Raw genomic sequence first — 23616 nt, forward strand, 5'->3', positions numbered from 1 at the left:
GGGTCAAAAAGTGACGTTGAGTTATGGAACGGGACCTCGACGAAGATCCCGAGCCGACCGCAAACCCACAGAAGGCCACCAACCCCGCCATCCGCCAGCTCCAGAGCCTCGGCTACAGCGTCATCATCGCCCCAGCCAATGCCTGACGCCGCCTCATACTCCCGTATTCGATCCGAACGGCCCCCTTGTGCAATGGGTGGATTCTAACGATCGTCGCAACACCTGAGCATTTCAGGAGTTCAATGGCGGTAGAGAAGAAACGGCAGTTGAATCCGGGCCCGGCGGGGAAGACGGCCGAGCGGGCGCGCTATATTCGGCGCATGAAGCAAGGATTCAATAATTCTGAAGCCTGCCGGATCGTCGGAGTGGGCGGAAGACCGGTTCGCACTCGCGTAACGGCCGCACGGTCCGGATCCCGCGACGGTGCGGGTTCGCAGTTACGCGGCCATCACGATGGTGCCGGAGCAGCCGGCGGTGATCTCCGCCCGGTACTTGTCCGAAGAGGAGCGGATCACCATTGCCGCCCGGCACCGTTGCGGGGTGAGCCTGCGGTCGATAGCGGCGGGGCGGGGCAGGGCCCCGTCCACGGTCAGCCGTGAACTGCGCCGGAACCGGAACGCGGCGGGACAATACCGCCCGCACTACGCCCAGAACAAGGCCAGGACCCGGCGTCAGCGACCACGGCAGGGGAAGATCGCTGGGCTCCCTGAACTGAAGGCCTACGTCCAGGCAATGCTGGGCCGTTGGTGAAGTCCTGGCCCGATCTCCCGTCAACTGAAGAAGGCCCTCCCGGGGCCCAAAGGATCTGCACATCGTCCACCAAACGATCCACCAGGCCCTCTACATCGGCGGCCGCGGCGGGCTCTCCAGAGAACTCGTCAGATGTTTTGGACCGGCGCAAACCCAACAGATCAATTGCCAGAAGATCCTCCAGGTTCGCCGGCGACGTGTTGATGATCAGCGACCGGCCAGACGGAGCCGGCGACCGTTCCGTTCCGTTCTCTCAGCATGGGAAGGTGACCTGATCATGGGCACCCAGAACCGTTCCGCGATCGCCACGTTGGTGAAAAGGAGTACCCGCTATCTGCTCCTGGGGCGCATGCCCGGAATCAACCGTGCAGAGGACCTGCGCGACGGACTCATCAAGGCGTTCAATCAGCTGCCGCCCGGTTGCGAACATCGCTGACCTGGGACCAGGGAAGTCACCCACCCGCCGGACGGGAGAGACTGGGTGGGTGGCCATTCGTTGGAGAGGACGGGGCATCGTATTTACCGACGGGGTAGGTGATGCTGGACGCGTTGAAATGCTGGCCGTCGAGATTTCGGTGAGATGCAGAGCAGGGTGCAAGCGGTGTTAGCCGTTTGCACCCTGCCTGCTTGTCGCGGCTCCCGCTAATTTGTAGCCGGGTTGGCTTCCTTCGGATCGATGCCGTATTCCTGGAGAATCTTGGCGAGGGATCCGTCCTTGCGGATCTTGTCCAGGTAGGAATTGATCGCTGCCGTCAGTTCAGGATTGTCCTTGGCGTGGGGCAGATTGGTGACTGCGGGATGCTGCGTTGCCTCGATCAGGTGCGTCTTTTGCAGTGATACATAGGACAGCCCGGACCCTGAGGATTTGCTCAGCCTGTAGGCTGCTTCGTTCACGGCCATCACGGCCACATCGATACGGCCGTTGACCAGATCTTGATAGACGGCATCAGGTGACTGGTAGAGCTTCACGTTATCGCCGCCCCACTTCACCAAGTCGTCGACCCATAGGTATCCCTGGGTCGTTCCGACCTTCTTGCCCGTGTAGTCTTCAATGCGTCCCGACGGGTTCTTGCCCACGAGTACTGAAGGGTCTCCGTACGCGGTTTCGCTCTGGGCGACAACCTTTGCCCGTTCCGCGGTCGGATACCAACCACCGGCAGCGATGTCCGCCTGACCGCCCTTCAGCGTTTCGACGACGGATGCGGCCGGGAGCACTTTCGTGTCCGTGGTGAGGCAGTTAGCTTCAGCGAATCCCTGAAGGATCTTGCCGTCGACGCCGCCCAGCGTCTGGTTCTCATAAGTAAACAGCGGGGGGTAGTCGGGTCCGACGACGGACAGGCTGCCTGCGTTAAGTGTCTTAAACGTCGAGGCGGGTGTGCAGCTTGCCGATACGGTGCTAGCTGAACTACTGGCACACCCGGACAACATCGCTGCAGCAGCGATTACGGCCGAGACGGTGACGTAGATACGTGTCTTCATTGAATCCTCTTCTAGTGGGTCAACGAGCGGCGCAGGGCTGGCGAAAGCGATCGCTCGGATCCCCAGGATGGCCAGGGTTGAGCTCGAAGGCTGTCCGCTTTGCATTGCTCTTAATGCAAGGCTAGGGCGGCGCCAGAGGGCGAGGAATTGGAAAACTACCGAAAGATAGTTTGGGGACTTGTGGCCGGGCTCACGTCGGGCGCGGTTTCGCGACGTCGCGTGTGCTGTTATATCGCCGAGACATGTGAGTTTCTTTCGGCGGCTGACCAATATAGAGTCCGCGCAGTTTCGTTGAAGATTAGGACTATCGTCCAAATCCAAGATCGGCGCTGCCGGGGGATGCTTTTTCTATTGATCTTGGAGGGGCCGTGCGGGCTGCGCACCGGGACGGTGTCAAGAAATCTATGGAAGGAAGCTCAAGTGAGGCGTCAGGAAATCAACTCGGCAAGGAACGCCGAGGCAGGACCGCAGTACAGCCAGGCGGTGTCATACGGAAATTTGCTCTTCACGACCGGCCAGCTGCCTGTCGACGCGGAGGGAAAAACCGTAGGGGACAACATCGTTGATCAGGCAAGGCAGGTCTTTGCAAACTTGGGGAATATCCTTGAGGAGGCCGGAAGTAGTTTTTCCAATGTGATTAGAACGACCATCTATGTCACGCACCTGCATTCGATCGCAGAGCTTGCGTCCTTGCGCAGTGAAGTGTTCGGCGATGTCCGGCCGGCGAGCGTAGGCATAGAGGTCCCGCGTTTTTGGGACTCCGAGCACCTTATTGAGATTGAAGTTGTAGCGGCCATTCCGCAGTAGGGCCGCCCCGGAAGCAAATGGGAGCCCCTCCGCCGGGGGCTCCCATTTCGGTTCGCAGATCATCGCTTCCGGAACTGTTCAGTGCGCAATGCACCCGAGCCGGCAGCACACTGGTGGACGGCACCAGACACTGGCGAGCCTCTGCTTAGTCCTGCCAGCAGGCAGCGATGTCGCTGATCGGTGCAAACCACACGCCGCTGTGCCCTGACACATGGTCGAGGAACTTCTCCAGCATCATCAGATGGTGGCCGCGCCCGATCGTCTGGGGGTGCAGGGCGAGGGAGAACACGCCGTGGGGAACGCGGTTGTAGGCGAAATCAAAGAGGTCAGTCCACCGTTGCAGTACGTCCCCGGTCGAGGACATGCTGATGCTGCGTGGAAGATTTTCCAAAGCAGGAAAATCATCCAGGTACCAGGAGACAGGGATTTCCAGTACGCTGCTGGGCAGCCCAAAAACGTTACCTTCTTCGCGGTCTTGACTGATGACAGGTCGTGGCTTGTAGGCTTCAAAATCACGGCCCATGAGAGACGAATCCCAAGCGAATTCGAACTCTTCCAAGAGCTGCAGCGTAGTGTCAGAGAAGTCCCAGGCCGGTGATCGGTAGCCCCTGGGGCGGCGGCCGACAAACTTTTCGTGCTGGGCCAGCTGCAGCTCCATCAGCCGGCGTTCCTCCGCCGGTTCAAGCTTGGTAATGGCCTCATGATAGACACCGTGCGCGGCTATCTCATGGCCATCTTCGATTACAGCCTCGCATTGCTTGGGGAAAGTCAGCATGGTGTGGGTGGGGATGCACCAGGTGGTCTTGATGCCGTACCGCCGGAAGGTCTCCAGCAGCCTGGGCACGCCGACCTCCGCGCCGAACTCGCCGCGCGAAAGGTAAGTGGGTGATGCAGTTCCGAATGTTCCCATCCAGACGCTGTGGGCATCAAAGTCAGACGAAATGGATATGGCCAGTCTTTTGCCAGGGGGTAAAGCCAAAGGCATTGTGGTCTCCGGACTAAGTGGGACGAAAAATTGTCAGATCCAGCTGAGGTCGGTACTGCCGGAGGCAGTCTTGTTCCCGATGAGGGCATTGAGAACGCCGTTGGAGCCTTCGCCCGCTAGGAAAAGTGTGGCGTCGCGCAGCAGTCGCGCGAAGCGGTTGTCTTCGATGTAGCCGCTGCCGCCAGCCAGTTCCATCGCCTTCAGCGCTATCTCAACGGCCGCCTCCGCGGCGACCACCTTGGCGGCGGAGGTCTCGACATCATGCCGGCCACCTTCGTTCTTGCGGCTGGCCGCCCACAGCGTCAGGGCCTTGGCTGCTGCCAACTTGTTGGCCAGCACGGCGAAGGTGGTTTGAACGGCTGGCATACTGGCCACCGCCGTTCCGAAGGCCTCCCTGGTTTTGGTGTATTCGACGGCGTTCCAGAGAGCGCTGCGTCCCAGGCCCACGGCGGCGGACGCAACGGCAAGTCGTCCGACTTCCAGGGCGTCCATGACGTGGGCGAAGCCTTTTCCCGGGATGCCGCCGATCAGGCGGTCCTGCGGTACGTAGAGGGCATTGACTTCAATCTCGCAGGTCTCGATGCCCTTTGTGCCAAGTTTGGGCAGTTTGCGGATCACGTGCCATTCCTCGCGCCGGAGCATGAACAGGGAAAGGCCCGGGTTGCCGGGTTCCCAGGGAGCGGTGCGGACGAGGATCATCATCGAGTCACTGTGGTCCGAGTGCGTGATGTAGGTCTTGTGGGCGTCAATGACCCATCCGTTGTCCTTCGGCTGGGCTGTGGAACGGGTGTTTTGCAGGTCTGATCCGGCGTGCGGCTCTGAGAGTCCGAGGCAGGAAACGATCTCTCCGGACTTCAGGGATTCCAGCCACGTGCCCTTCTGCGCCTCCGTGCCGTGGTTCTTGATGGTCCAGACAGAGGAGGTATGCGCGTTGGCCACAGGGATCAGGCTGAGCCACCCGCGTGCTAGTTCCTCCAGGGCAAGAGAGTACGTGACCAGAGATCGTCCGCTTGCCGCGAAGAATCCCAGTTCCTTCATGCGCTTGATCAGAACAAGTGGGTATTCCTCGGCGGCGTCCTGTCCGTCTGCGGCGGGAATTACTTCCTCGTCGACGAAGCGGGTTATTTCGGCGAGGAAATGCTGGTCGTCCTCAGATACGTTGTCCTGCATAGGTGTCTGTGCTTTCTGTGTCGAAACCTGTGGAAAGGGTTGGGCGGGACAGTGCGAAAGTTTCCAGGGGCATTGAGGGCGTCTCTCCCGTGACAAGCTGGGCCATCAGCTCTCCGGCAAATGGTCCGGTACCCGCCCCCGATGAATGCCCGGTGTTAATGTAGAGTCCGTCGACTTTGTCGATGATGGGCAGCCGGTCCGGGGTGTTTCCGACGATGCCGGCCCAGAGGCCGGTCACGCCTAATTCCCCGTATTCGGGCCGTCGTTGCAGGATGGTGTCGATCATTGTGCGCGATGACTCCATGGTGATGTGCGGGTTCAGTGAGTTCGCCGCGTCCAACGTGTGGCCGATGAGGAGATTTCCGTCCCCGTCCTGGACGACGATGTCTTCATATCCGGGCTTTCCGGCTTCTGGAGGGCTGGCGTCGAAGACCGTGGCATCGAAATCAGGCAGAGCCTTCAGCGCACTGACGTGCCGCGCCCCGAGCGGGCCCCGCGTCATGGACCGTAGCGTGGCGCGGATCGGCTGCGTGGTTAGCAATCCAACCCGGACGAGTTCCAGCGGCAGTTCAATACCTTCTGCGTCGAGGTTCGCGGCCCATGGTCCGGCGCACCAGACGACACCGCCGCCCATGACGTGCCCGCGGACGGTACGGATGCCGGTGATGGCGTCGCCGCTTCGGATCAGGCTGAGTGCAGGAGTATTCTCATAGACCCTGATACCGAGTCGCCGGGCCACCTGCCCGAGTCCGCGCACGAATTTCGAAGTGCTCATCTTGGCGTCATCTGCTGAATAGACCGCACCGATAGCCGAGTCGGGCACGCCGGGGCCTGCCTCCCTGGCTTCGGCCGCCGTGATGAATTCGGCAGAGATGCCCAGCTTTTTCCTGTCGCTCACGTAGGGCTTCAGGGCCTCGCGCTGAGCATCCGTTTCGAAGAAGAACTGCCCCCCGGAGCGGGAGAAATCGAATGTTGCTCCCATCTCACTTTCGAAGTCGGTAAGCATGGCGACGCCCCTCCGCACGAGGTCCAGTTCGGCACCGGCAGCCATGGACTGGACCCAGATACCGCCCGAGTTCCGCCCCGAAGCACCGAAAGCCAGGAACCGCTGTTCAACCAGTACGACGTCGTAGCCCCGTTTCTTCAGAGCATAAGCAGTGGAGAGTCCGACTATTCCGCCGCCAACGACGACGATGTCCGCCTGGTCCAACAACATTTTTTGATCCTTTGGTTCCGGGGCACCGCTAGGTAGCGTGCCATCCTCCGTCTACGTGAATGACCTGACCTGTAATGTACGACGCGTGCGGGCTCGCCAGGAACAGCACCAGTTCAGCAACCTCTTCGGGCTGGCCCGAACGCTTCATGGGGATCAGGAAGTCCATTAGTTCGGGCGAAGCCCCAACGCCGCGGTTCATGTCGACCAAGTTACCAAGTTCCTTGCCCGAATTTGCCCGGATGTTCGTGGCGGTCACGCCCGGGGCCACGACGTTGGCCGTGATCCCGTCCCGGCCCACATCTACGGCCAGACGCCGCGTCATGCCCTCGATGCCGGCTTTGCTGGCGGCGTAGGCCAGGCCGTCTGCGGCACCATGCTGTCCGGCCACCGAGCCGATGTTGATGATGCGGCCGTTCTTGCCGCTCATGGCCGTTCGTGCCGCTTTGCAGCCGTTGAAGTATCCGGTGAGGTTTACGTTGATGATCTTCTGCCACAGCTGCGGAGACGTTTCATCGATGCTGGCGTATCCGTCGAACAGACCGGCGTTGTTGACCAGAACGTCCAGGCCATCGGTGCCTGAGGCCTGTTGGATGAATGCTTCCATTGATTCGTAGTCGGAGACGTCCAAATGAACAGTGTGAACGTCCCCGTCGATGGCAGCTTTCGCTTCGGCCAGCCGGTCCTCGGAGATGTCTCCGAGATAAACGCTGTCTCCCTGTGCGGCGAAACCTGCGGCGATAGCGCGGCCAATGCCCGCGCCCGCTCCTGTAATGGCTACTCTGCGGCCCATCCGGCGTCACTCCAATCCCGGTTAAAGTTCTTTTCTGACAAGTCGTAGTCTGCCGTTCCTTCGGGAACGGTACGGATGGGGCGTCCCTGGCGGATTTCCTCCGCTACGTGGGCGATGACGCCTGGAATCGTGGACAGGATCGCCAACCCGGTGGTTTCCTCCGGCGTGAAACCCATTTCCACCAGAACCAAGGCCATCATGCCAATGTCGTTCAGAACGATGGATTCCTTGCCGGGAAGGCGGGTAAACGCCCGGAAAATCTCTTCGAAAAATTCGGCCCTGGGACCCCAGACCCCGGCAGCTACGGCATGGTCGCGGAGCTTTTGTGCTCGCGGGTCCACGTACCGGAACGTGGGGTGGCCCAGTCCAGGGATGCGCTGCTTCTTCCCGCGCAGTTCCTCCACGATCTCCGCCGCCAGCAATTCCGGTGCCCTGTCGCTGGCTTCGTAACGCGCGTAGGCGTCAACGCAAAAGCGCGCGGTGTCGGAGGGGTCCATGGTGTTTTTACCCACGCCCAGTATGCCGGTAGCCAGGGCTGCGGCCATGTTGGGGTTTGCCGACGCCACGTAGCGAGCCGCTACAGTTCCTGACTTTTGAAGTGAGTAGTCGAGGATGGCGGATAGGACAGTGTCAAGGAGGCCAGCCTCGGCCGGAGTGGGAAGCCTGCCCCGCAGCAAGAGGAACGTTGACGCTGCGAACGGCACCTGGCCGATCATGTCCTCAAGGTCGTAACCCCGGATGTACACCTTTGACGGCGTTACCCGGCTGACGGTGGTGGACCAGTATTTGGGCGGGTCTGCGGCAGGCTGCGCGAGAATCGCCGGGCCTGCGGCGGTCGAGGTATTCGCCTCTGTCGTGGGCGCTGAATTTGCGTGCATATGGGAAGCCTATGCCGCGCCTACCCAGCCGGATACTGTGAACTTTCCATCTTCCTTCAGTGGTTTTCGTATTTTCCACTACAGCCCTGGCCGCCTATTTTGAGGCCCGCAAGATTAGAATTAGGGGCATGCTCCCTGTTCCTCTCCGTGCTGCGGCAGACTGTTCACCGGCCTGCCCCTTCATCGTTCGGGGGGCCCCGTGACCGCTGACTCAATGCCCTGCACAGTATCCGACGTCATCACTCATCCCGCGTTGCAGTTACGCCCTCTTAACGTCTCTGCCGCGGACCGTAAACGAGTCATAGCTTCGGCGCAGATCGTGGTCGAAGTCGAGGATATGGATGGCCTCGGGCAACATGAACTCGTTCTGATTCTTGGTTCCATGCCTCGGTCAGCCGAGGATTTGGAAAAGTTCGTTCAAAAAGTCGTGGAGATCGATGCCGCCGCTGTGGCCATGCCGGAAAGTTACCGGCCTGAGTCACGGCCACGGCTCATCCAGGACTTGGCTGAGCGGCAGATCCCGGTGTTGGAAGTCCCCCAGACGACCCGGTTTGCAGATCTCATAGATACGGTAAACCGGTTCCAGTCCAGCCCGGATGCTGTGAGGTTCAACAAGATGCTGACCATGCAGCAGTCGTTGGTGGCAGCGCTCGGCCCCCACGAAACGGTGAGCGCGCTCCTGGGTCGCCTTGCCAAGCTGTGCGGGGCCGCTGCCGGCATGACATCGCCCCTGGGCGATGTTGAAGTGTCCGAGGGGGTGCTTCCCTTCAAACTGCTGCGGGACGAGATCGCTGGCTCCTCCTTTCCCGAGTTGGAACTGAACGTCTCCGGTTGGAATGCCTTGGCCATCCGTCTCGAGGAGTCCCTGGCGAAGCCGGTCAGATGGCTTATCGTAGGTAGCCGCCGGGAGCAGTTCGTGAATTCGTTTGTCCGAGCCGCTGCGCGTGTCACCGCCTCTCTGATCGATGCGGCGGACCGCATCGACGTTCTGGTTGACAACCAGGACCGCGCTGTTCGGAGCTCGATCCTTAGCCAGCTGTTGGAGCTGGAGCCACACGACAATCCCGAAACACTTGCTGAGCGGGTATCGGCGCTCGGCGTTAGTTTTGCCAGGGAAGTGCGTGTGTTGGACCTTGTCCGATTCGGCCCGGAGTCGAAGGGGACAGCGGCGGCGGTTCCGTTGGCAGAACGCGTGGTCAAAGCCTTCGGCCAGGATGCGGATGCGCTGCTGGTTAGCCATCGAGCCACCGGAACCGTTGTGCTGGTTGAAGCTGACTCAAAAGTCAGAGAAGCGGCCTTGGGGAGGCTTCTCAATGAGGACAAGGGGCTGCTGATCGGCATGGGCCGGGCTATCGGACACGTCCGCGATGTGCGGACGTCTCATCATGACGCGATCCTCGCGCTCCAGCAGGCGCGTCGGCTGCGCGGCGCCCGCCTGTTCACCTATGACGAGTTTGAATTCACAACGCGTTTGCTGGCCCACGTCGGGATCGAACGCATGGCTGAGTGGTCGGCCGGCATCATCGGACCTATTAAGTCCAAGCCGATTCTGTTGGAGGCGCTCCAGGCGTTCTTTGAGGCGGAACTGGACGTCATGGCGGCGGCCCGGGCCCTGCACATTCACCACAACTCCCTGCGTTACCGCATCCAGAAGATTGAGGAGATCGTGGGCGGTTCCTTGCGATCGCCCGAGACCATAGCGGCCGTTCAGTTGGCACTGATGGCAGAGGGCGCCCGAGACGATTCCAGGACCGTCCGTCCGCGCGTGCTCGAAGCCGTGGGCGGAGCCGTGGCAAGAAATGCCGCGGCCGTCGAGAGTCCCCTCGAGTCTCCTGGGCGTGCTCCTTCCCCCTCGGGTCTCGGCGCCGTGCTCCCGGAGTAAAGCGCGTTCTGGTGTGTCACGGATAAGGCGCGGTGGCTCTGTGCCTCCCGCAGCAGAGACGCAAGTGGGCCGGCCAAGGATAGTTCCTCGGACGGCCCAGCGACAGCCTCTGTCCTAACGTGCCAGACGCTTCAAGAGAGATTCGGCTTGGGCGACCATGTCGGTCACGATACGGCCCGCCGGAAGAATCTCGGTCACTGTCTGGATGCCCTGTCCGGCCGGCATCATCCCCTGGGCCATGTCTCCATCCTGGTAGCCGGTCTCCACGAGCGGTCCAGCTACCGCATATTGACCCGGGAACCCTTGGATTTCCCCGGTCCGGTCTTCCCACGCCGCGGTCCAGTCGTTGCGGAAAGCACGGAGAGGTTTGCCCGTATACGACCGAGTAAGGACGGTGTCCTTACTCTGGCCATCGACAACCCGTTGCTTGAAGGCGTCGTGCCCGTAGGCCTCCTCCGATGCGATGAACCTCGTTCCCATCCAGACGCCGGAGGCACCCAGCGCCAGTGCGGCAGCAAGTCCGCGGCCATCACTGATACCTCCGGCTGCCAGCACCGGAATGGACACCGCATCGACGATGCCTGGTATCAGCGCCATCGTGCCGACATGGCCGGTGTGTCCGCCGCCTTCCGTTCCCTGCCCGATGACGAAGTCGGCCCCGGCCTCCTCGGCTTTTCGTGCTCCGCCGATGGATCCGGTCAGAGCACCGACGAGGATGCCCCGGCTGTGACACCGGGCGATGAAGTCTCTGGGCGTGGCGAAGGTCAGGATGATGACGGCCGGCGCCTCGTCAATTACCACCTCAATCTGGTCCCGGACAGCTCCTTTGGTAAGAAGGGCTTCCACGCCTTTCAGCTTCGCCCGGTCGGCGCTAGATAGGCTGTCCCACAGCTCCCGCACGGGCGCCCAGCCGGAGTCCTCATCTGAGGTAAGGACGTCCGGAAGCAGCAGGTTCACGGCGAAGGGTTTGCTGCAACGTGATTTGATGTTTCTGATCTCCGCCTGCAGTTCCGGCGGCATGAAGCTGACACCTCCCAGGCATCCCATACCGCCGGCGTTGCTGACCGCAACCACCAGATCGGCCTGGGAAACCCTGGCCATACCCGCAGACAGAACAGGGTGCTCGATACCGAGGAGTTCGGTGATATCAGTTTTCATTGGTTTCCACTTCTCCGGCCGCCGATACTGGCTGCAGTCTGGAGGCCTGAATTCGTTGGGCTATGGCCTCGGGGATGGGTCGTGACGTACCGGTCACTGGGTTCACATTGACGTAAACGCTCTCGATGTTGCAGGCCTGCTCGCCGGCGACCATGAAGGAGAACGCGAGCGTGAAACTCGACGTTCCGACCCTCGTACAGCAGACTTCAATGTCCATGAGGTCATCGAGGTAGATGGGCCGCAAATAGTTGATCGCCGTCCTCACCACGGACGGATCGAAGTCCAGGTCCAAGAGTTCGGGATAGCTCCAGCCAAGATCTCTGAAGTACTCGGCCATGGATACATCCGCATATTCAAGGTAACGGGAGTTGAAGACAAACCGCTGGGGGTCGGTTTCGTGGTACCTGACCCGGAGTCTGTTGACGAACGTTGTCTCAGGCACGCAGTGACTCCCCTGAACGCAGAGCTTCGTAGAAATCGGACCTCACATACTTCAGGCCCGGCGGCTCCGGGTTCGCCCGTGATGCCTCGACCAGCGCGAGGTCCAGGTCGGCAATGATGAAGCCCTCGCGTCGATTATCTTCGTGGGCAGCCAGGACGCCGTCGTTGATGCCGAACGTGCGGTCCAGCGGAGTTGTTACCATGGCGTAGCCGGTGCAGTGCAGGGCTGCTCCTTGCGGGATACCGTTCGAACCGACCAGCGGTGACACAGCGACGTACAGCTGGTTTTCCATGGCCCGGGCGTGGGCGCCGTATCGGACGCGGTTTGCGCCTCTGCTGTTCCACGTCAGGGAAGGGGCCAGGATCAGATTGGTCCCCTCAAGAGCGAGATGTCGGCTGACCTCAGGGAACTCGATATCGGCGCAGATCTGCAGCGCAACGGTGAATCCCTCGATCTCGACGGTCGTGACGGTGTCGCCGGCGGTAATGCCCATCGCACGTTCCGGCGGTGTCAGGTGAAGTTTGTCCTGAGAGTCGACGTTGCCGTTCGGATGGAAAAGGTAGGCCGTGTTGCGAAGGCTGTCATCCGGCAGCCGGCGGATGTTGCTTGCACCGCCGATGATGATGTTATGCCTTTTCGCAATTGAGCTCATCAGGTCGACATAGTGGTCCGCGATGAGCGGAAAAAGCGTTCGGTACACGTCTCCGATGTGTGCTGCATCCAGTTCTGCTGAGTTCCGGTGGCTGGCAAGAAGACCGGTCGTCACAAGTTCCGGCAACAGCACGAGCTGAGCCCCGTCGGCCGCTGCGGCGGCAACTATGCCATTGACGTGTTGCGCGAACGTATCCAGCGATGATTCGGCCCGCAGCTCGAATTGAGTGCTGGCGATACGCAGGGTACTCATGCGAGACTTCCTTCCTTGAAGAGTCGGACCTTGAGGGCGCGGCGGTCCACTTTTTCCGTGCGCGCATTAACCGGGAGGGAATCGACGGGGATGAATTCGCCGGGCACTTTGTACCCGGCCAACCGGGAGGCGCAGTAACTGCGCAGATCCTCAGCGTCTAGCCGCATTCCTGGCTGCAGGATCACGGCCGCAACGACCTGCTCGCCATAGTGTTCGTCCGGAAGGCCAACAACGGCGGCGGACCGGATGGAGGGATGGGCGTTCAGAACACCTTCGACCTCGGCCGGTGAGACATTGCTGCCTCCTCGTATGATCATGTCCGACAGCCTGCCTTGAACAAAGACGTAGCCTCGCTCATCGACTCTGACCAGGTCGCTGGTACGGTACCATCCGTCTGCCGTGAGAACCTTTCGTGTCTGGTCAGGATCCTTCCAATAACCGAGGAAAAGAGCGGGACCCTGCCAGAGTGCCTCCCCGGCTTGACCGGGGGGAACGTCGTTCCCTGAGACGTCGACGATGCGCATCTGCGCTCCCGGCGCCACTTTGCCGGAAGAGCCCGGCACCGGTGCCGGGTCCTGGTGAGGATCGTAAGTCACGGCGGGGAAACACTCGGAGGCGGCGTAAACATCATGGACCGGGCAGCCCGTGAGAGCGGTCCAGCGGGCGAATACCGGCTCGTTGCGCGGTTCGCCGCCGGAAATGCACAGCCGAAGCGAACTCATATCCGGTTTGACCGCCACTTCTTCTAGGCGCTCGGCGAGTTTAACGAACATCGTTGTGACACCGGCCAGGAACGTCCCCCTCAGCCGGGATACGGCATCGATAATGAGATCCGGCTTGGTGCGGGCCAAAACAAGTACTTCCCCGCTGGAGACTAGAGTCGCCATCGACGTGGTCACGAGGCCGAAGGCCCATGCCATGGGCAGACAGACGATCGTCCTGTCAGACGCTGAGAGATGCCATACGGCAGCATAAGCGTCGGCTGCGTCGAGGAGCCCGGCGTGGGAATGCATGACCGCTTTCGGTCGCGCCGTCGATCCGGATGTGTAGCAGATCAGGGCCAGCGCTGCCGGATCAACTTCTGCATTCGGGGTAAAGGGTTTGATCTGGACCTTGGCAGACGGGCCGTAAAGCTCGCCGTCATCGAGAACCTGAACGGGCGGGTGCTCTTCAATCCGGCGAACAAGCGCTGCTGCGCGTGAATCCGCCACCACCAGGGTTGCCCCGGAGTTCTCGAAGGCATAGGCCACCTCATCCGGCAAGGAAGACGCGTAAAGGGTGGTGAGCACAGCGCCCGTTCGCCAGATCGCCACAGCCGCGGCAAGGTACGCTGCGGAGTTATCGGCCATCAGAATCACACGCGTGCCGGCCTTTGCTCCGGCTGCTGCCAGATTTTGGGCCAAACGGTCAGCGGCTTGGTCGAGTTCCGCATAACTCACGGACAACCCTTCCTGGGTCAGTGCTGTTCGTTCCGGATGCCGGGCGGCCAGCGCCCGCAGTCGGTCAGGGAAGGTCTTCGGTGTCATCAGGCGCCCCGCTTGAACATCACGACCCACTGGCCGTCCTGGCACACTTCGCCGTCCTGGTTTACTACCGAAACATCAAAGGTGACAATGCCTCGGTCGGGTTTGGACGAAGATGGCTTCTTGGTCGCCACACTTTGCTCGACATGGATTGTGTCGCCGATCCGCACGGGGCCTTTCAGGTTCCAGGTCATGCCCAGGAACGCAATGGCTGTCCCTTCCTTGATGCCGAGCCGGGATTCCAGTCCGGTCGCAACGGCGAAGACGCCCGGACCGTGGAAAATCCTGCCACCGAACTGTGTTTGCTTTGAAAACTCCTCATCGGTATGCAGCGGGTTGAAGTCACCGGAAATCCCGGCAAACATCACCACGTCGGCTTCAGTGATCGTGCGGGCGGGGCTGGTCCATGCCTGGCCGATCTCAAAGTTGTCAAAATACAGGCCGGCAGAGTTCGTTACTTGAGCGGTCGTCATTGGGTTGTGTCCTCAGTTCCAGTTAGTAGTGCTTCCTGAAAGGACCGCACTCGCGTATATGTCTAGTGCCATGGTGAACCAGAATCGCCACTGCATCCATTGGCTATCCACTCAAAGGCTTCGACCTTATTCATCAGGATTCCAAAATCCTCACCCCATAAGCTCACCACTCAGCCACCCTGCTCTGAATTGGAGCGCTAATGAACATTGGGCCACTTTCTTGGAATCTTTACGATTCCTTCCGTGTGCTGCGTCTCGTAGTGTCTGTTTCAGGAAGACCACGAACGTCCTTAGAACGGAGTCAAAATGCGAATCTGCTTCCTCAACCCTTTTGGGACCGACAAGTATGACGGAATCATCAAGGAGGTTTTGAGCGCGTCGCTGCGGGCCAGCACGGAGCTTGAAGTCTGGCATCTGACAGCGGGGCCACGGAACCTTGACTACTTCGCGCCGAAGCAGGTTGTCCAGGTAGAAATCCTCAAGGCAGCGAAGGCCGCCGAAGAAGCAGGTTTCGATGCCATAGTTATCGGCTGTCTTTACGACCCGGCGCTCACCGAAGTGCGCGAACTGGTCAATATTCCGGTCATCGGACCCCTGGAGTCGTCTACGGCCGTAGCCCGCATGTTCGGGCACCGGTACGCCATCGTGACCGACCACCATAAAGCCGTGCCGGAGCTGTTGGATCGCCTTCGTGTCTATGGGACGGACGCCAATTGCCTGTCAGTAGAGGCCGTCGGGTGGTTCGTCGATGACATGATCAAAGACCCCATGGCCGTGGCCGACGAAACGTATCAGCATGTCCAGGACATCATGGCCCGCACCGGTGCGGAGACAGTAATAATCGGCTGCACCATCGTTTCAGCCTGCTACGAGCTTGCCTATCAGCGAGGAAACAAGAAGCTGGGCGAGCTGTCCGTCATCAATCCCAATCTCATTGCGATTAAGTCAGCAGAGATGTTCGTTGACATGAATAAGGCGGGTCAGTACCGGATCTCGCGGGCCGCCTACTATCAGAATCTACAGGACCACGATCCTGTCGAAGCCGCCGATAACGCCCATTTCTTCCAGCTTCCCGTCGCGGAAAGGATCCAGTCATGACCAGCTCAGTTCTTATTGTCGGAGGGGGCCTCGTCGGCACCTCCAGTGCATACTTCTCTGCCCGAGAGGGCCTGAACGTCACATTGCTAGAACAGAAGAGCATCGGCTTTGGCGCCTCAGGCCGCAACCCAGGGTTCGTGTGGCTCCACTGCCGAAACCCAGGCTGGGCACTCAACGTCTCCAAGAAGGGCCGCGCCCTCTACGACGAACTCCGCAACGACCTGCCGGTTCCCTTCGAATTCCGGGCCGACGGCGGGCTCATCTACTTCCATGACGAACGCCAGGCTCCTATCTTCAAGGAATTCGTGGCCGCCCGGCAGGCCGACGGTCTCGACATGACACTGCTCGGGAACAAGGAGGTCCGTGACCTGGTTGGCCCGATCCGTGAGGACGTCGTCGGAGCCAGCTACTGCGCCGAAGACGCGCAGATCAACACGCCGACTGTGGTGGCCGCACTCGCCGCGGGAGCTCGGGCCCACGGAGCCGACCTCCGTGAAGGTATCACTGTCTCCAAGCTCATCTTCTCCGGCGGCCGTATCATGGGCGTCGAAACCAATGAGGGTAACTTCTTCGCCGACAAGGTCGTCATCGCATCCGGTGCATGGACCGAAAAACTGATGCGGGCTAGCGGTCTGGAGGTCCCGATCGGGCGCGAACGCCTCCAGGTCATGGCAACCAAACCGTTGCCCATGCAGATCAAGCCAGTGGTCTACGGCCCGACCGCGGCGAAGGCATATGGCCTCTTTCGCAACCTCCCGAGCTGGGACGACGCCCTCTTCCGCAGCAAGATCGAAGAAGAGTCCGGCTATGAAATGCTGACCCTCGCCTCACAGCGGGCCAACGGTGAGATCCTGATCGGATGTCCCATGGATTACCCCTCTGAGGTCGACCTGTTCCCGACACTCGATGGCCTCAAGGCCATCGCCGACGACATCATCACGGACTTCCCCGGCCTCAAAAAAGCGGGCATCGACCGCGTCTGGGCAGGAGTGCTGCCCTTTACATCGGATCTGGTCCCGGTGATTGACGAAATTGCGCCGGGGCTCATCATGGCGGCCGGACATGTGTTCGGCAATTCGGCCGGACCGATGACCGGAAAACTCATAAGCCAGCTACTCACGGAAACCGAGCCTGAGATTGACATGACGGAAGTACGCTGGAACCGCGAACTGGACCCGGTCATCCCAGGCGCCACTGTTCACTGGTGAGTTGAACGACCCGCGGTGGTGTTGGTCGCGTCCAGTCGGCAGCGGCCAACACCACCGCCTGCGGTGACAATCCCGCTGCGCCTCCCAAGAGAAATGGACCAGCCTGTGAACGTCGTACACAGCCGGAAGCTCCGGGTGGCCCTCGGGGATGTAGATGCAGCCAGGGTCATTTACTTTCCTGCTGTATTCCGGTGGCACGAATACAATTTCTCCGAATGGCTCGCGCTTAGATACAAACCCCTGAGCGAGCTTCTTGCTTCAGGGTTCGGTCTCCCCGTAGTGAACTGCTCAGCAACGTACACGACCTCCATCCGTCAGGACGACGTCGTCAGGCTCGATTCTTGGGTTGCAGACGTCGGCGAGTCCTCTTTCACTTTTGGCACGAGCGTCCTCAGCGGCGACGATACAGCGTCCACAGTGGAAACCCGACATGTCTGGGTCAAAATAGCCCACGACGGAACTTTCGCATCCGCAGGCTTGCCGCCGGAGCTTCGCGGGGAAATGGCTGGCTAGGTCCGGCACTCGACCTGGAACTATGAGCGCGCGTTTGGAACGAAGCCAGAGACCTCAATGATGACGCGTCTCGTGAAGAGGGCACGCGCACCGGCGGAGCCCGGCTTCTTCAAGAACCCCTGTTGCCCGGAAAACAGTCGGCAGTCCCAAAGGCATCTGTGCCCGCTTCCGAGACAACCGCGGCATTACAGGAGGCACCTTCTTCCAAGGTGCGCTCTCCAGAGCTCCACAGCGTTGAAGAAGGAGGAGACTTGAGTTTTCTTTCGCCCGAAGAGGCACCAAAAAGTTCCGTGGTTGTCTTCCACGACCCTCTGGCAATCCCGGGCTCAAAGGCGCCCCCGGGCGGCCGGCGGAAGGTCCGCCGCGACTATCCGGACGCGAACAAGACCTCCCGCACGGCGCGAAAGCGGGCGGCGTTGACGCGGACGCAAGCAGTCAACAAGGTCATTGACGACCTTGACCGGCTGCGGTTCGCGCGGACCCGTCCCGAGGTAGTGGGCTCGGCGGGAGCACTTCACGAGAGTGTCGGTGATGACGTGACATCGGATTTAGGACGGCCCCCACAGTTTCCGTGCCGATTCGTAATTCTTCCAATGGAGGCGATATGACTCAGGTCATAGTCTCGAATAGTTGATCCAGACAACACGGTGTTTGGAGAAATAGCGGAGGGACGCTGAAACGATGAGTTTCCACTTCGCACACCGCACAGCCTTCGCGTTTCAAAAACTACTGGTAGGCAGTCGGACGATCATATTCCCCCGCCTGCAGACTGAGGCATCTTGTATAACGTTTGGAGAAGCTCGATGAGCAGTACTGAAGTAATCGAAAGCGGTGACGACGGCTTGAGCCAGTCACCTCCCGGGGTAAAAAGGACGGGCCAAGGTCTTGTAGGACACCTCGGAACAGCAGACCTGGTTCTCGCCGCGCTGGCCTTCGCTGGCCCCCTGGCTGGCACTGCGGGCTACATCACCATCATCATCGCCGCCGGCAACGGTATCGGCGCGCCCGGTACGTTCATCGCCGTCATGGCCGTCCTCCTGCTGTTCTCAGTGGGCTACGGTGCCATGACCAGGTCCGTTCCCAACCCTGGGGCATTTTATGCATACATCACCGCTGGCCTTGGCCGGCGCATGGGCTTGGGATCGTCCTTCCTTATCCTGGCATCCTATGTGGCGATCGGGGTGGGCTTCTACGGTTTTGCGGGGCTGGCGGTTCAGGGGTTTGTCGTCAGCCACGGCGGACCAGACATCCCGTGGTGGGTATTTTCGCTGATGTTTTGGGTCCTTGTCGGAACCCTGGCCTACTTTAGGGTCGACGTCTCCGCCAAGGTTCTCGGTATTCTCCTGGTCTGCGAGGTTGTTGTCGTTGTTGCCTTCGACATCGCCGTGTTCAGCCAAGGTGGCGCCACGGGAATTTCGTTTGAGCCCTTCACACCGGCCGCTTTCACCTCGGGTCACCTCGGCATTGCGCTCGTGTTCGGCGTGGCCCTCTTTACGGGCTTCGAGGCGACAGCGATCTACCGGGAAGAAACCCGTAATCCGAACAAGACGATCCCGCGGGCCACTAAGATCACCGTCTTACTCATCGGGATTTTTTACACCATCACGTCCTGGGCGCTCATTACAGGGCTGGGAACCTCGAACGCACTCGACCGTGCCACTGAAGATCCGGCCGGTGCCTTCTTCGCAGTAGCAACACAATTTGGCGGCCCCCTCCTAAGTGATGCTGCCAACCTCCTGCTCGTCACCAGCATCCTGGCGGCTCACCTCGCGATTCAAAACGTCACGACCCGATACACCTGGTCGCTGGCAGTTGACGGCATCCTCCCCGCCACTCTGGGCAAGGCACACCCCAGGTTTCAGTCACCCCACCGTGCCTCAATGACCGTGAGCTTCACCTTCCTGATCCTCACTGGATTCCTCGTCGTTGTCGGACTCACGGCCGAAGAGATATACGCGTGGTTTGCAGGAGCGGCTGCGTTTACGATCATGGTGGCCATGACGCTGACCAGCCTGGCGGCGGTCTTCTACTTCAGGAAGAACCCCGAGCCTGGGCTTTCCAAGTGGAAATCGTCCATCGCACCGTCCATCGCATTCGCGGCGCTTGCAGTCATGGTAGTGCTGGGCATTATCAACTTCCCCTCCCTTATTGGCGGATCGCAGCTGCTGGCGAACATCATGCTTCTATCGTCATTGCTCATCTTTGTCATTGGCGTCGTCACAGCAGAAATCCTGCGGCGGAAGAACCCGAACGTGTACCAACGCATTGGAAGGCAGTAACTCAGTGAAAGACCAGACTGAATTCGATTACATCATCGTTGGAGGCGGCAGCGCCGGGGCCGTTCTGGCCAGACGTCTCGCCGACGACGAAACGGTGAGCGTATGCCTGATTGAAGGAGGCGCGGCCTTCGAACACGATCCCAAGGTACTCCTGCTGAAGGAATCTCTTGCCTTGGTCGGCAACCCGAAGTATGACTACGATTACCCCCTTGTCGAACAAGAACGCGGAAACTCCCTGCTCCGCATCAGCAGGGCGAAAATGCTTGGCGGATGCAGCTCACACAATGACTGCTGGGCGTTGCGGGCGCCGGACGAAGACATGAACCGCTGGAGCAGCCTTGGCGCAACCGGCTGGGACGCGGCCGGAACAGCTAAATACTTCGACCAGGTCTTCCCAGAGATGAGGGTTCACCCTGTCACCCAGAACGCCGAACTGTCGAAGGCTTGGATCGAAGCGGCCAATGAAGAGGGCTTCAAAACGATCGACAACACTGTGGGAGATTACGCAGACGGCATCTCCTGGGTCTCCCTCAACGAAGAATTCGGCGTCCGAGTCTCGACAGCCGTCGCCTACCTTTACCCCACCTCTGAACTGCCGTCCAACCTGACTCTTCAGCTGGAGACCCTTGCACATCGCATTCTTGTCCAGGACGGGCGTGCCGTGGGGATCGAAACTGACCATGGGACATTCCGGGCCTCCAAGGAAGTCATCATCTCGGCCGGTGCCATCGACACCCCCAAGCTGCTCATGCTCTCCGGCATTGGGCCCGCCGAGCACCTAAAGGAACACGGCATCGAAGTCGTCTTGGATCTCCCGGGCGTCGGATCCAACCTCTCTGACCATATTGAAACGCCGCTGACCTGGGAATCCGCAAAGGAACCTGGCGAAAGCATCAACGGGCTGGACCTGGGCTTCTACGCTGACGTACTGGGCGAAGGGGAATTCAATATTCAGGTCACCATCGGGCATTTCAGCTACTGGCTGCATGAGCCTCCCTTCGATGACCTGCCCAGGCCCGAGCGTGCCTTTACGTTCGCACCCAACGTTGCCCGCCCGGCAAGCAAGGGGACGGTCCGTCTCGCATCGGCCAACCCGAAGGACAAACCCCTGATCGATCCTCGGTACTTCACCGATCCCGAAGGCCGCGATGAAAAGCTCCTCGTGGAGGGAATCAGGCTCGGACGGAAGCTCGCAAAGACCAGCGCCCTCAAGGACTGGATCGTTCGGGAAGTCTCCCCTGGACCTGACGTGCAGTCCGACGAAGAGCTCGGCGCCTATGCCCGCCGATATTCCAACACGGTCTACCACCCCAGTGCCACGTGCAAGATGGGTGCAGCCGACGACGTGGAAGCTGTCGTTGACCCCCGCCTCCGGGTCCGAGGAATCGAAGGCCTCCGGCTGGCCGACGCCTCAATCTTCCCGGAACTAGTTAGGGTCAACCCCAACATGACAGTGGTCATGGTCGGCGCCAAGGCTGCCGACCTCATCAAGGAAGACAACCGATGACAGCAGAAGCAACTCTCACCGACATGCAACTCCAGCACTTCGTCAACGGCCAGTGGCTCGACGGCCAGCGAGCAGAGTCATTCCCGCTCATCGACCCGAGCAACGGAAAAGAAGTATCACGCGGGCCTATAGCATCCCCCGCTGTCGTCGACCGCGCGGTTGCCGCTGCGCGGGAGGCCTTCGCGGAATGGCGCCTCACCACCCCGAAGGAAAGGGCACAGTACTTACTCAAACTCGCCGACAAGGTTGAGGAAGCCTCCGACGAGCTTGCCCTGCTCGAGTCCCGAAACGTCGGGAAACCCATCGCCAACGCCCAGGAAGAGCTGCCCCTGATCGTTGATCTCATCCGTTTCTACGCCGGTGCCGTCCGCGTCAGCGAAGGGACGGCGACGGCCGAATACGAGCGCGGCAGCACGTCGCTTGTCCTGCGCCAGCCAATAGGCGTCGTCGGACTTATCACCCCTTGGAACTATCCGCTGCTGGAAGCCGTGTGGAAGATTGGCCCCGCATTGGCTGCCGGCAACACCGTGGTGCTCAAGCCCTCCGAGATGACTCCCGTGACAACAGTCATGCTGGCACGATTGGCCGAGGATATCTTCCCTGCCGGGGTCTTCAATGTCGTCCTGGGCGACGGATCAACGGGCGCTGCTATCGTCAACCATCCAGATATTGGGCTTGTTTCCCTCACCGGTGACACAGGGACCGGAAAAAAGATCGCGACAGGGGCCGCCGATTCCCTCAAACGCGTTCACCTAGAGCTGGGCGGCAAAGCGCCCGTTTTGGTCTTCGACGATGCGAACCTCGACCACACAGCAGACCAGCTGTCCCTAGCGGCATTTGCTAACAGCGGACAGGACTGCACCGCTGCCTGCCGGATCATCGTCCATGAAAAGGTTTATGACGCGTTCCTTGAGAAATTCCTAAATCGCGTGGGGAACGTTGTTGTGGGGGATCCCGCGGATTCGGCAACTCAGATTGGCCCCGTGGTATCGGAGCGCCAACTCGACCGCGTACTCGGGTTCCTTGACCGCGCCAAGACGACCCCGGCCCGCGTACGCGCCGGCGGACAGCGACTGGACCGCCCGGGCTTCTTCCTTCCGTTGACCGTCATCACAGACGTTGACCAGGACAGCGAACTCGTCCAAAAGGAAGTCTTTGGGCCAGTAGTCACCATCCAAAAGGCCACATCCGACGACGAGATGCTTCGCTTTGCCAACGGTGTGCCGTACGGCCTTTCTGCGAGCGTCTGGACGTCCAGCCTCAAGCGGACTATGCGGTTCATGCGAGACCTGAACTTTGGAACTGTCTGGATCAACGGACACCTAACCACAGTTCCTGAGATGCCATTCGGCGGCTTCGGCGAATCGGGTTACGGCAAGGAACTGTCCTCGCATTCCATCGACGAATACTCCCAGGTCAAGCACGTAATGATCACGAGTATCGACTAACGTTCCCGAATCCAGCGACCAGGCGCAGGCCGCGGGTGAGGCGGGAGATACGAGTCTTGTCTGAACTTGTCTCTTCCTCACCCGCGGAACAGCTCTGGAAACCATCCCGATGGGAGTCAACAAGTTGGATACAGATCAGATTGTTGCTGATTTCAGCGTCAACGATCAAAGTCAGCTGCACGAAAGGCTGAACGCAGCGGTCGCAGTTGCTCGCGCCGAAGGCCTTGCCGACAGAACCCGCGGTGTTCTTGTCACTCGGCACGACTTTTACCGGTTCTCCGTGACCCTGTCGCGCAATGTTCCATTCGGTCTCGTCGTTGAGCGCGACCATGCACGCCGGCCCTAGGATGGAGCCGTTCGGGGCAGAAGACGCTTAATCCCGCGCAGGCGGCACGACCATGTAGGCGCTCCGGCAGGTTCCATTGGCGCTGGCGTATCCCTGCTGTCCGCGACTCCGAAGACACGCGGAAGTGCGGGGCCGGCGGCCAGGGCCAGGCCGTGAGCCTTGGTCGTCGGCGTTAAAGTGACGGCACGGGCTTCCAGGCCCTTCAGACCAAATGACGCACTTCAGGGCGTCAATGGAGCGCAGCCCCGTCGACAAGGCTTCGTAATTCCCGTCTCCAGGCTCTTAGGGATCGGGAGGCTGCGCGGCCCAACAGCGCCCTTGCATGGGGTGCAGCGATTCCCCTGCGGGCTACCCGCCCATGGACCGCCGACCGCCTCGGTATGGGGAGTTCTTTGCGGCTGATTCCGGTGGCAACAGAAGCTGGCTCACTGGAACATCCAGAACGTCAGCGATATCCCAAAGTCGCTCGTAAGCCACGCTCTTGCGGCCCCACTCGATCCCTATGATCATGTTCCGACTCAACCCGGACTCTAGGGCCAATGCTTCCTGGGAGAGATCCTGCTCAAGTCGGAGCTCACGTATTCTCGCCCCGACCATCGCCCTGCGTTCAGTCCACCGGCGTGTCTGCTCCTCGGAGGACTGGTACGGGCGGGTGGGCATTTATCCATGTCAACTGACAACGTCAGCCTTGTCTGCTCTACTAGTGATACATGCATGCGATTCAGTGCATCCTGTCGAGAGAAAGTCAGGTGCGGACTAT

Annotated in this window: 25 protein-coding genes; 11 read left to right on the forward strand and 14 right to left on the reverse strand. The window is 60.4% G+C overall.

The features are described from left to right. Positions 1–23: 23 nt before the first annotated feature. Positions 24–146 carry a hypothetical protein gene (locus B5X90_RS21525; RefSeq protein WP_256860034.1) on the forward strand — a complete coding sequence of 41 codons (123 nt, stop codon included), beginning with the start codon at positions 24–26 and terminating at the stop codon, positions 144–146. Between the two features lie 291 nt (positions 147–437). On the opposite strand, the gene B5X90_RS21530 is transcribed toward B5X90_RS21525, so the two are convergent. Then, complete coding sequence (locus tag B5X90_RS21530; RefSeq protein WP_256860035.1) at positions 438–587, reverse strand: hypothetical protein; 150 nt, start codon at positions 585–587, stop codon at positions 438–440. Between B5X90_RS21530 and B5X90_RS21825 the strand changes: the two genes are divergently transcribed. Both B5X90_RS21825 and B5X90_RS21195 read left to right on the forward strand, forming a co-directional pair. Beyond that, the gene (locus tag B5X90_RS21825; protein ID WP_372702870.1) at positions 541–750 is read left to right on the forward strand and encodes a helix-turn-helix domain-containing protein; all 210 of its coding nucleotides are present in this window, start codon (positions 541–543) and stop codon (positions 748–750) included. The genes B5X90_RS21530 and B5X90_RS21825 overlap by 47 nt on opposite strands. A gap of 277 nt (positions 751–1027) precedes the next feature. Then, positions 1028–1186, forward strand: coding sequence for a hypothetical protein (locus B5X90_RS21195; protein ID WP_179129032.1), 159 nt, complete (start codon positions 1028–1030; stop codon positions 1184–1186). A gap of 206 nt (positions 1187–1392) precedes the next feature. Here B5X90_RS21195 and B5X90_RS03420 read toward each other — a convergent pair whose 3' ends face one another. Further along, positions 1393–2229: a substrate-binding periplasmic protein gene (locus B5X90_RS03420; protein WP_179129033.1), complete on the reverse strand. Its 837-nt coding sequence runs from the start codon at positions 2227–2229 to the stop codon at positions 1393–1395. A gap of 420 nt (positions 2230–2649) precedes the next feature. Between B5X90_RS03420 and B5X90_RS03425 the strand changes: the two genes are divergently transcribed. Beyond that, positions 2650–3036 (forward strand): RidA family protein, encoded by a 387-nt coding sequence (locus B5X90_RS03425; protein ID WP_179129034.1) that lies wholly within the window; start codon positions 2650–2652, stop codon positions 3034–3036. Positions 3037–3181: 145 nt separating this feature from the next. On the opposite strand, the gene B5X90_RS03430 is transcribed toward B5X90_RS03425, so the two are convergent. From B5X90_RS03430 to B5X90_RS03450, 5 genes are all read right to left on the reverse strand, one after another. Further along, positions 3182–3946: a polysaccharide deacetylase family protein gene (locus B5X90_RS03430; protein WP_218670173.1), complete on the reverse strand. Its 765-nt coding sequence runs from the start codon at positions 3944–3946 to the stop codon at positions 3182–3184. Between the two features lie 108 nt (positions 3947–4054). Further along, a complete protein-coding gene (locus B5X90_RS03435) occupies positions 4055–5191 on the reverse strand; it encodes an acyl-CoA dehydrogenase family protein (RefSeq protein ID WP_079550101.1) in 1137 nt (378 codons plus the stop codon). Then, a complete protein-coding gene (locus B5X90_RS03440; protein ID WP_079550102.1) occupies positions 5172–6407 on the reverse strand; it encodes an NAD(P)/FAD-dependent oxidoreductase in 1236 nt (411 codons plus the stop codon). Before B5X90_RS03440 ends, B5X90_RS03435 begins: the two co-directional genes overlap by 20 nt. Positions 6408–6435: 28 nt before the next feature. Then, the gene (locus B5X90_RS03445) at positions 6436–7197 is read right to left on the reverse strand and encodes an SDR family NAD(P)-dependent oxidoreductase (RefSeq protein ID WP_079550103.1); all 762 of its coding nucleotides are present in this window, start codon (positions 7195–7197) and stop codon (positions 6436–6438) included. Then, positions 7182–8075: a citryl-CoA lyase gene (locus tag B5X90_RS03450; protein WP_079550104.1), complete on the reverse strand. Its 894-nt coding sequence runs from the start codon at positions 8073–8075 to the stop codon at positions 7182–7184. Before B5X90_RS03450 ends, B5X90_RS03445 begins: the two co-directional genes overlap by 16 nt. A gap of 214 nt (positions 8076–8289) precedes the next feature. On the opposite strand from B5X90_RS03450, the gene B5X90_RS03455 reads away from it, so the two are divergent. Beyond that, positions 8290–9957, forward strand: coding sequence for a helix-turn-helix domain-containing protein (locus B5X90_RS03455; RefSeq protein ID WP_079550105.1), 1668 nt, complete (start codon positions 8290–8292; stop codon positions 9955–9957). Positions 9958–10071: 114 nt separating this feature from the next. Here the strand turns inward: B5X90_RS03455 and B5X90_RS03460 are convergent, their stop codons facing one another. The 5 genes from B5X90_RS03460 to B5X90_RS03480 are packed head-to-tail and all read right to left on the reverse strand — an operon-like array spanning position 10072 to position 14457. Further along, a complete protein-coding gene (locus B5X90_RS03460) occupies positions 10072–11115 on the reverse strand; it encodes an NAD(P)H-dependent flavin oxidoreductase (protein WP_079550106.1) in 1044 nt (347 codons plus the stop codon). Further along, positions 11105–11557: an acyl-CoA thioesterase gene (locus B5X90_RS03465; protein WP_143264644.1), complete on the reverse strand. Its 453-nt coding sequence runs from the start codon at positions 11555–11557 to the stop codon at positions 11105–11107. The genes B5X90_RS03460 and B5X90_RS03465 overlap by 11 nt, the downstream gene beginning before the upstream one ends. Further along, positions 11550–12461: a nitrilase-related carbon-nitrogen hydrolase gene (locus B5X90_RS03470; RefSeq protein WP_079550107.1), complete on the reverse strand. Its 912-nt coding sequence runs from the start codon at positions 12459–12461 to the stop codon at positions 11550–11552. Before B5X90_RS03470 ends, B5X90_RS03465 begins: the two co-directional genes overlap by 8 nt. Next, the gene (locus B5X90_RS03475) at positions 12458–13987 is read right to left on the reverse strand and encodes a class I adenylate-forming enzyme family protein (RefSeq protein WP_079550108.1); all 1530 of its coding nucleotides are present in this window, start codon (positions 13985–13987) and stop codon (positions 12458–12460) included. The genes B5X90_RS03470 and B5X90_RS03475 overlap by 4 nt, the downstream gene beginning before the upstream one ends. Further along, positions 13987–14457, reverse strand: a complete 471-nt coding sequence (locus tag B5X90_RS03480) for a MaoC/PaaZ C-terminal domain-containing protein (protein WP_079550109.1) — start codon at positions 14455–14457, stop codon at positions 13987–13989. The genes B5X90_RS03475 and B5X90_RS03480 overlap by 1 nt, the downstream gene beginning before the upstream one ends. 306 nt (positions 14458–14763) lie before the next feature. On the opposite strand from B5X90_RS03480, the gene B5X90_RS03485 reads away from it, so the two are divergent. The 6 genes from B5X90_RS03485 (at position 14764) to B5X90_RS03510 (ending at position 22510) form a co-directional block, all read left to right on the forward strand. Continuing rightward, positions 14764–15555: an aspartate/glutamate racemase family protein gene (locus B5X90_RS03485; protein ID WP_079550110.1), complete on the forward strand. Its 792-nt coding sequence runs from the start codon at positions 14764–14766 to the stop codon at positions 15553–15555. After that, positions 15552–16763, forward strand: coding sequence for an NAD(P)/FAD-dependent oxidoreductase (locus tag B5X90_RS03490; RefSeq protein ID WP_079550111.1), 1212 nt, complete (start codon positions 15552–15554; stop codon positions 16761–16763). The genes B5X90_RS03485 and B5X90_RS03490 overlap by 4 nt, the downstream gene beginning before the upstream one ends. A 105-nt stretch (positions 16764–16868) precedes the next feature. Then, on the forward strand, positions 16869–17276 hold the full coding sequence (locus tag B5X90_RS03495; protein WP_179129035.1) for an acyl-CoA thioesterase: 408 nt from the start codon (positions 16869–16871) through the stop codon (positions 17274–17276). An 803-nt stretch (positions 17277–18079) separates the two neighbouring features. Beyond that, positions 18080–19555 carry an APC family permease gene (locus B5X90_RS03500; RefSeq protein ID WP_079550113.1) on the forward strand — a complete coding sequence of 492 codons (1476 nt, stop codon included), beginning with the start codon at positions 18080–18082 and terminating at the stop codon, positions 19553–19555. Positions 19556–19559: 4 nt separating this feature from the next. After that, positions 19560–21062, forward strand: a complete 1503-nt coding sequence (locus B5X90_RS03505) for a GMC family oxidoreductase (protein WP_179129036.1) — start codon at positions 19560–19562, stop codon at positions 21060–21062. Continuing rightward, positions 21059–22510, forward strand: a complete 1452-nt coding sequence (locus B5X90_RS03510; RefSeq protein WP_256860036.1) for an aminobutyraldehyde dehydrogenase — start codon at positions 21059–21061, stop codon at positions 22508–22510. The genes B5X90_RS03505 and B5X90_RS03510 overlap by 4 nt, the downstream gene beginning before the upstream one ends. Here the strand turns inward: B5X90_RS03510 and B5X90_RS21200 are convergent. Both B5X90_RS21200 and B5X90_RS21830 read right to left on the reverse strand, forming a co-directional pair. Next, a complete protein-coding gene (locus tag B5X90_RS21200; RefSeq protein WP_179129037.1) occupies positions 22494–22841 on the reverse strand; it encodes a hypothetical protein in 348 nt (115 codons plus the stop codon). The genes B5X90_RS03510 and B5X90_RS21200 overlap by 17 nt on opposite strands. A gap of 363 nt (positions 22842–23204) precedes the next feature. Next, positions 23205–23516, reverse strand: coding sequence for a helix-turn-helix domain-containing protein (locus tag B5X90_RS21830; protein WP_079550116.1), 312 nt, complete (start codon positions 23514–23516; stop codon positions 23205–23207). Positions 23517–23616 lie beyond the last annotated feature (100 nt).

The sequence above is a fragment of the Arthrobacter sp. 49Tsu3.1M3 genome, assembly GCF_900168135.1.
Classification (GTDB): domain Bacteria; phylum Actinomycetota; class Actinomycetes; order Actinomycetales; family Micrococcaceae; genus Arthrobacter.

Coding starts and splice junctions, on each gene's coding strand:
- B5X90_RS21525 (WP_256860034.1), top strand. CDS start 24: ATGGAACGGGACCTCGACGAAGATCCCGAGCCGACCGCAAACCCACAG.
- B5X90_RS21195 (WP_179129032.1), top strand. CDS start 1,028: ATGGGCACCCAGAACCGTTCCGCGATCGCCACGTTGGTGAAAAGGAGT.
- B5X90_RS03420 (WP_179129033.1), bottom strand. CDS start 2,229: ATGAAGACACGTATCTACGTCACCGTCTCGGCCGTAATCGCTGCTGCA.
- B5X90_RS03430 (WP_218670173.1), bottom strand. CDS start 3,946: ATGGGAACATTCGGAACTGCATCACCCACTTACCTTTCGCGCGGCGAG.
- B5X90_RS03435 (WP_079550101.1), bottom strand. CDS start 5,191: ATGCAGGACAACGTATCTGAGGACGACCAGCATTTCCTCGCCGAAATA.
- B5X90_RS03440 (WP_079550102.1), bottom strand. CDS start 6,407: ATGTTGTTGGACCAGGCGGACATCGTCGTCGTTGGCGGCGGAATAGTC.
- B5X90_RS03445 (WP_079550103.1), bottom strand. CDS start 7,197: ATGGGCCGCAGAGTAGCCATTACAGGAGCGGGCGCGGGCATTGGCCGC.
- B5X90_RS03450 (WP_079550104.1), bottom strand. CDS start 8,075: ATGCACGCAAATTCAGCGCCCACGACAGAGGCGAATACCTCGACCGCC.
- B5X90_RS03455 (WP_079550105.1), top strand. CDS start 8,290: ATGCCCTGCACAGTATCCGACGTCATCACTCATCCCGCGTTGCAGTTA.
- B5X90_RS03460 (WP_079550106.1), bottom strand. CDS start 11,115: ATGAAAACTGATATCACCGAACTCCTCGGTATCGAGCACCCTGTTCTG.
- B5X90_RS03470 (WP_079550107.1), bottom strand. CDS start 12,461: ATGAGTACCCTGCGTATCGCCAGCACTCAATTCGAGCTGCGGGCCGAA.
- B5X90_RS03475 (WP_079550108.1), bottom strand. CDS start 13,987: ATGACACCGAAGACCTTCCCTGACCGACTGCGGGCGCTGGCCGCCCGG.
- B5X90_RS03480 (WP_079550109.1), bottom strand. CDS start 14,457: ATGACGACCGCTCAAGTAACGAACTCTGCCGGCCTGTATTTTGACAAC.
- B5X90_RS03485 (WP_079550110.1), top strand. CDS start 14,764: ATGCGAATCTGCTTCCTCAACCCTTTTGGGACCGACAAGTATGACGGA.
- B5X90_RS03490 (WP_079550111.1), top strand. CDS start 15,552: ATGACCAGCTCAGTTCTTATTGTCGGAGGGGGCCTCGTCGGCACCTCC.
- B5X90_RS03500 (WP_079550113.1), top strand. CDS start 18,080: ATGAGCAGTACTGAAGTAATCGAAAGCGGTGACGACGGCTTGAGCCAG.
- B5X90_RS03510 (WP_256860036.1), top strand. CDS start 21,059: ATGACAGCAGAAGCAACTCTCACCGACATGCAACTCCAGCACTTCGTC.
- B5X90_RS21200 (WP_179129037.1), bottom strand. CDS start 22,841: ATGGTCGCGCTCAACGACGAGACCGAATGGAACATTGCGCGACAGGGT.
- B5X90_RS21830 (WP_079550116.1), bottom strand. CDS start 23,516: ATGCCCACCCGCCCGTACCAGTCCTCCGAGGAGCAGACACGCCGGTGG.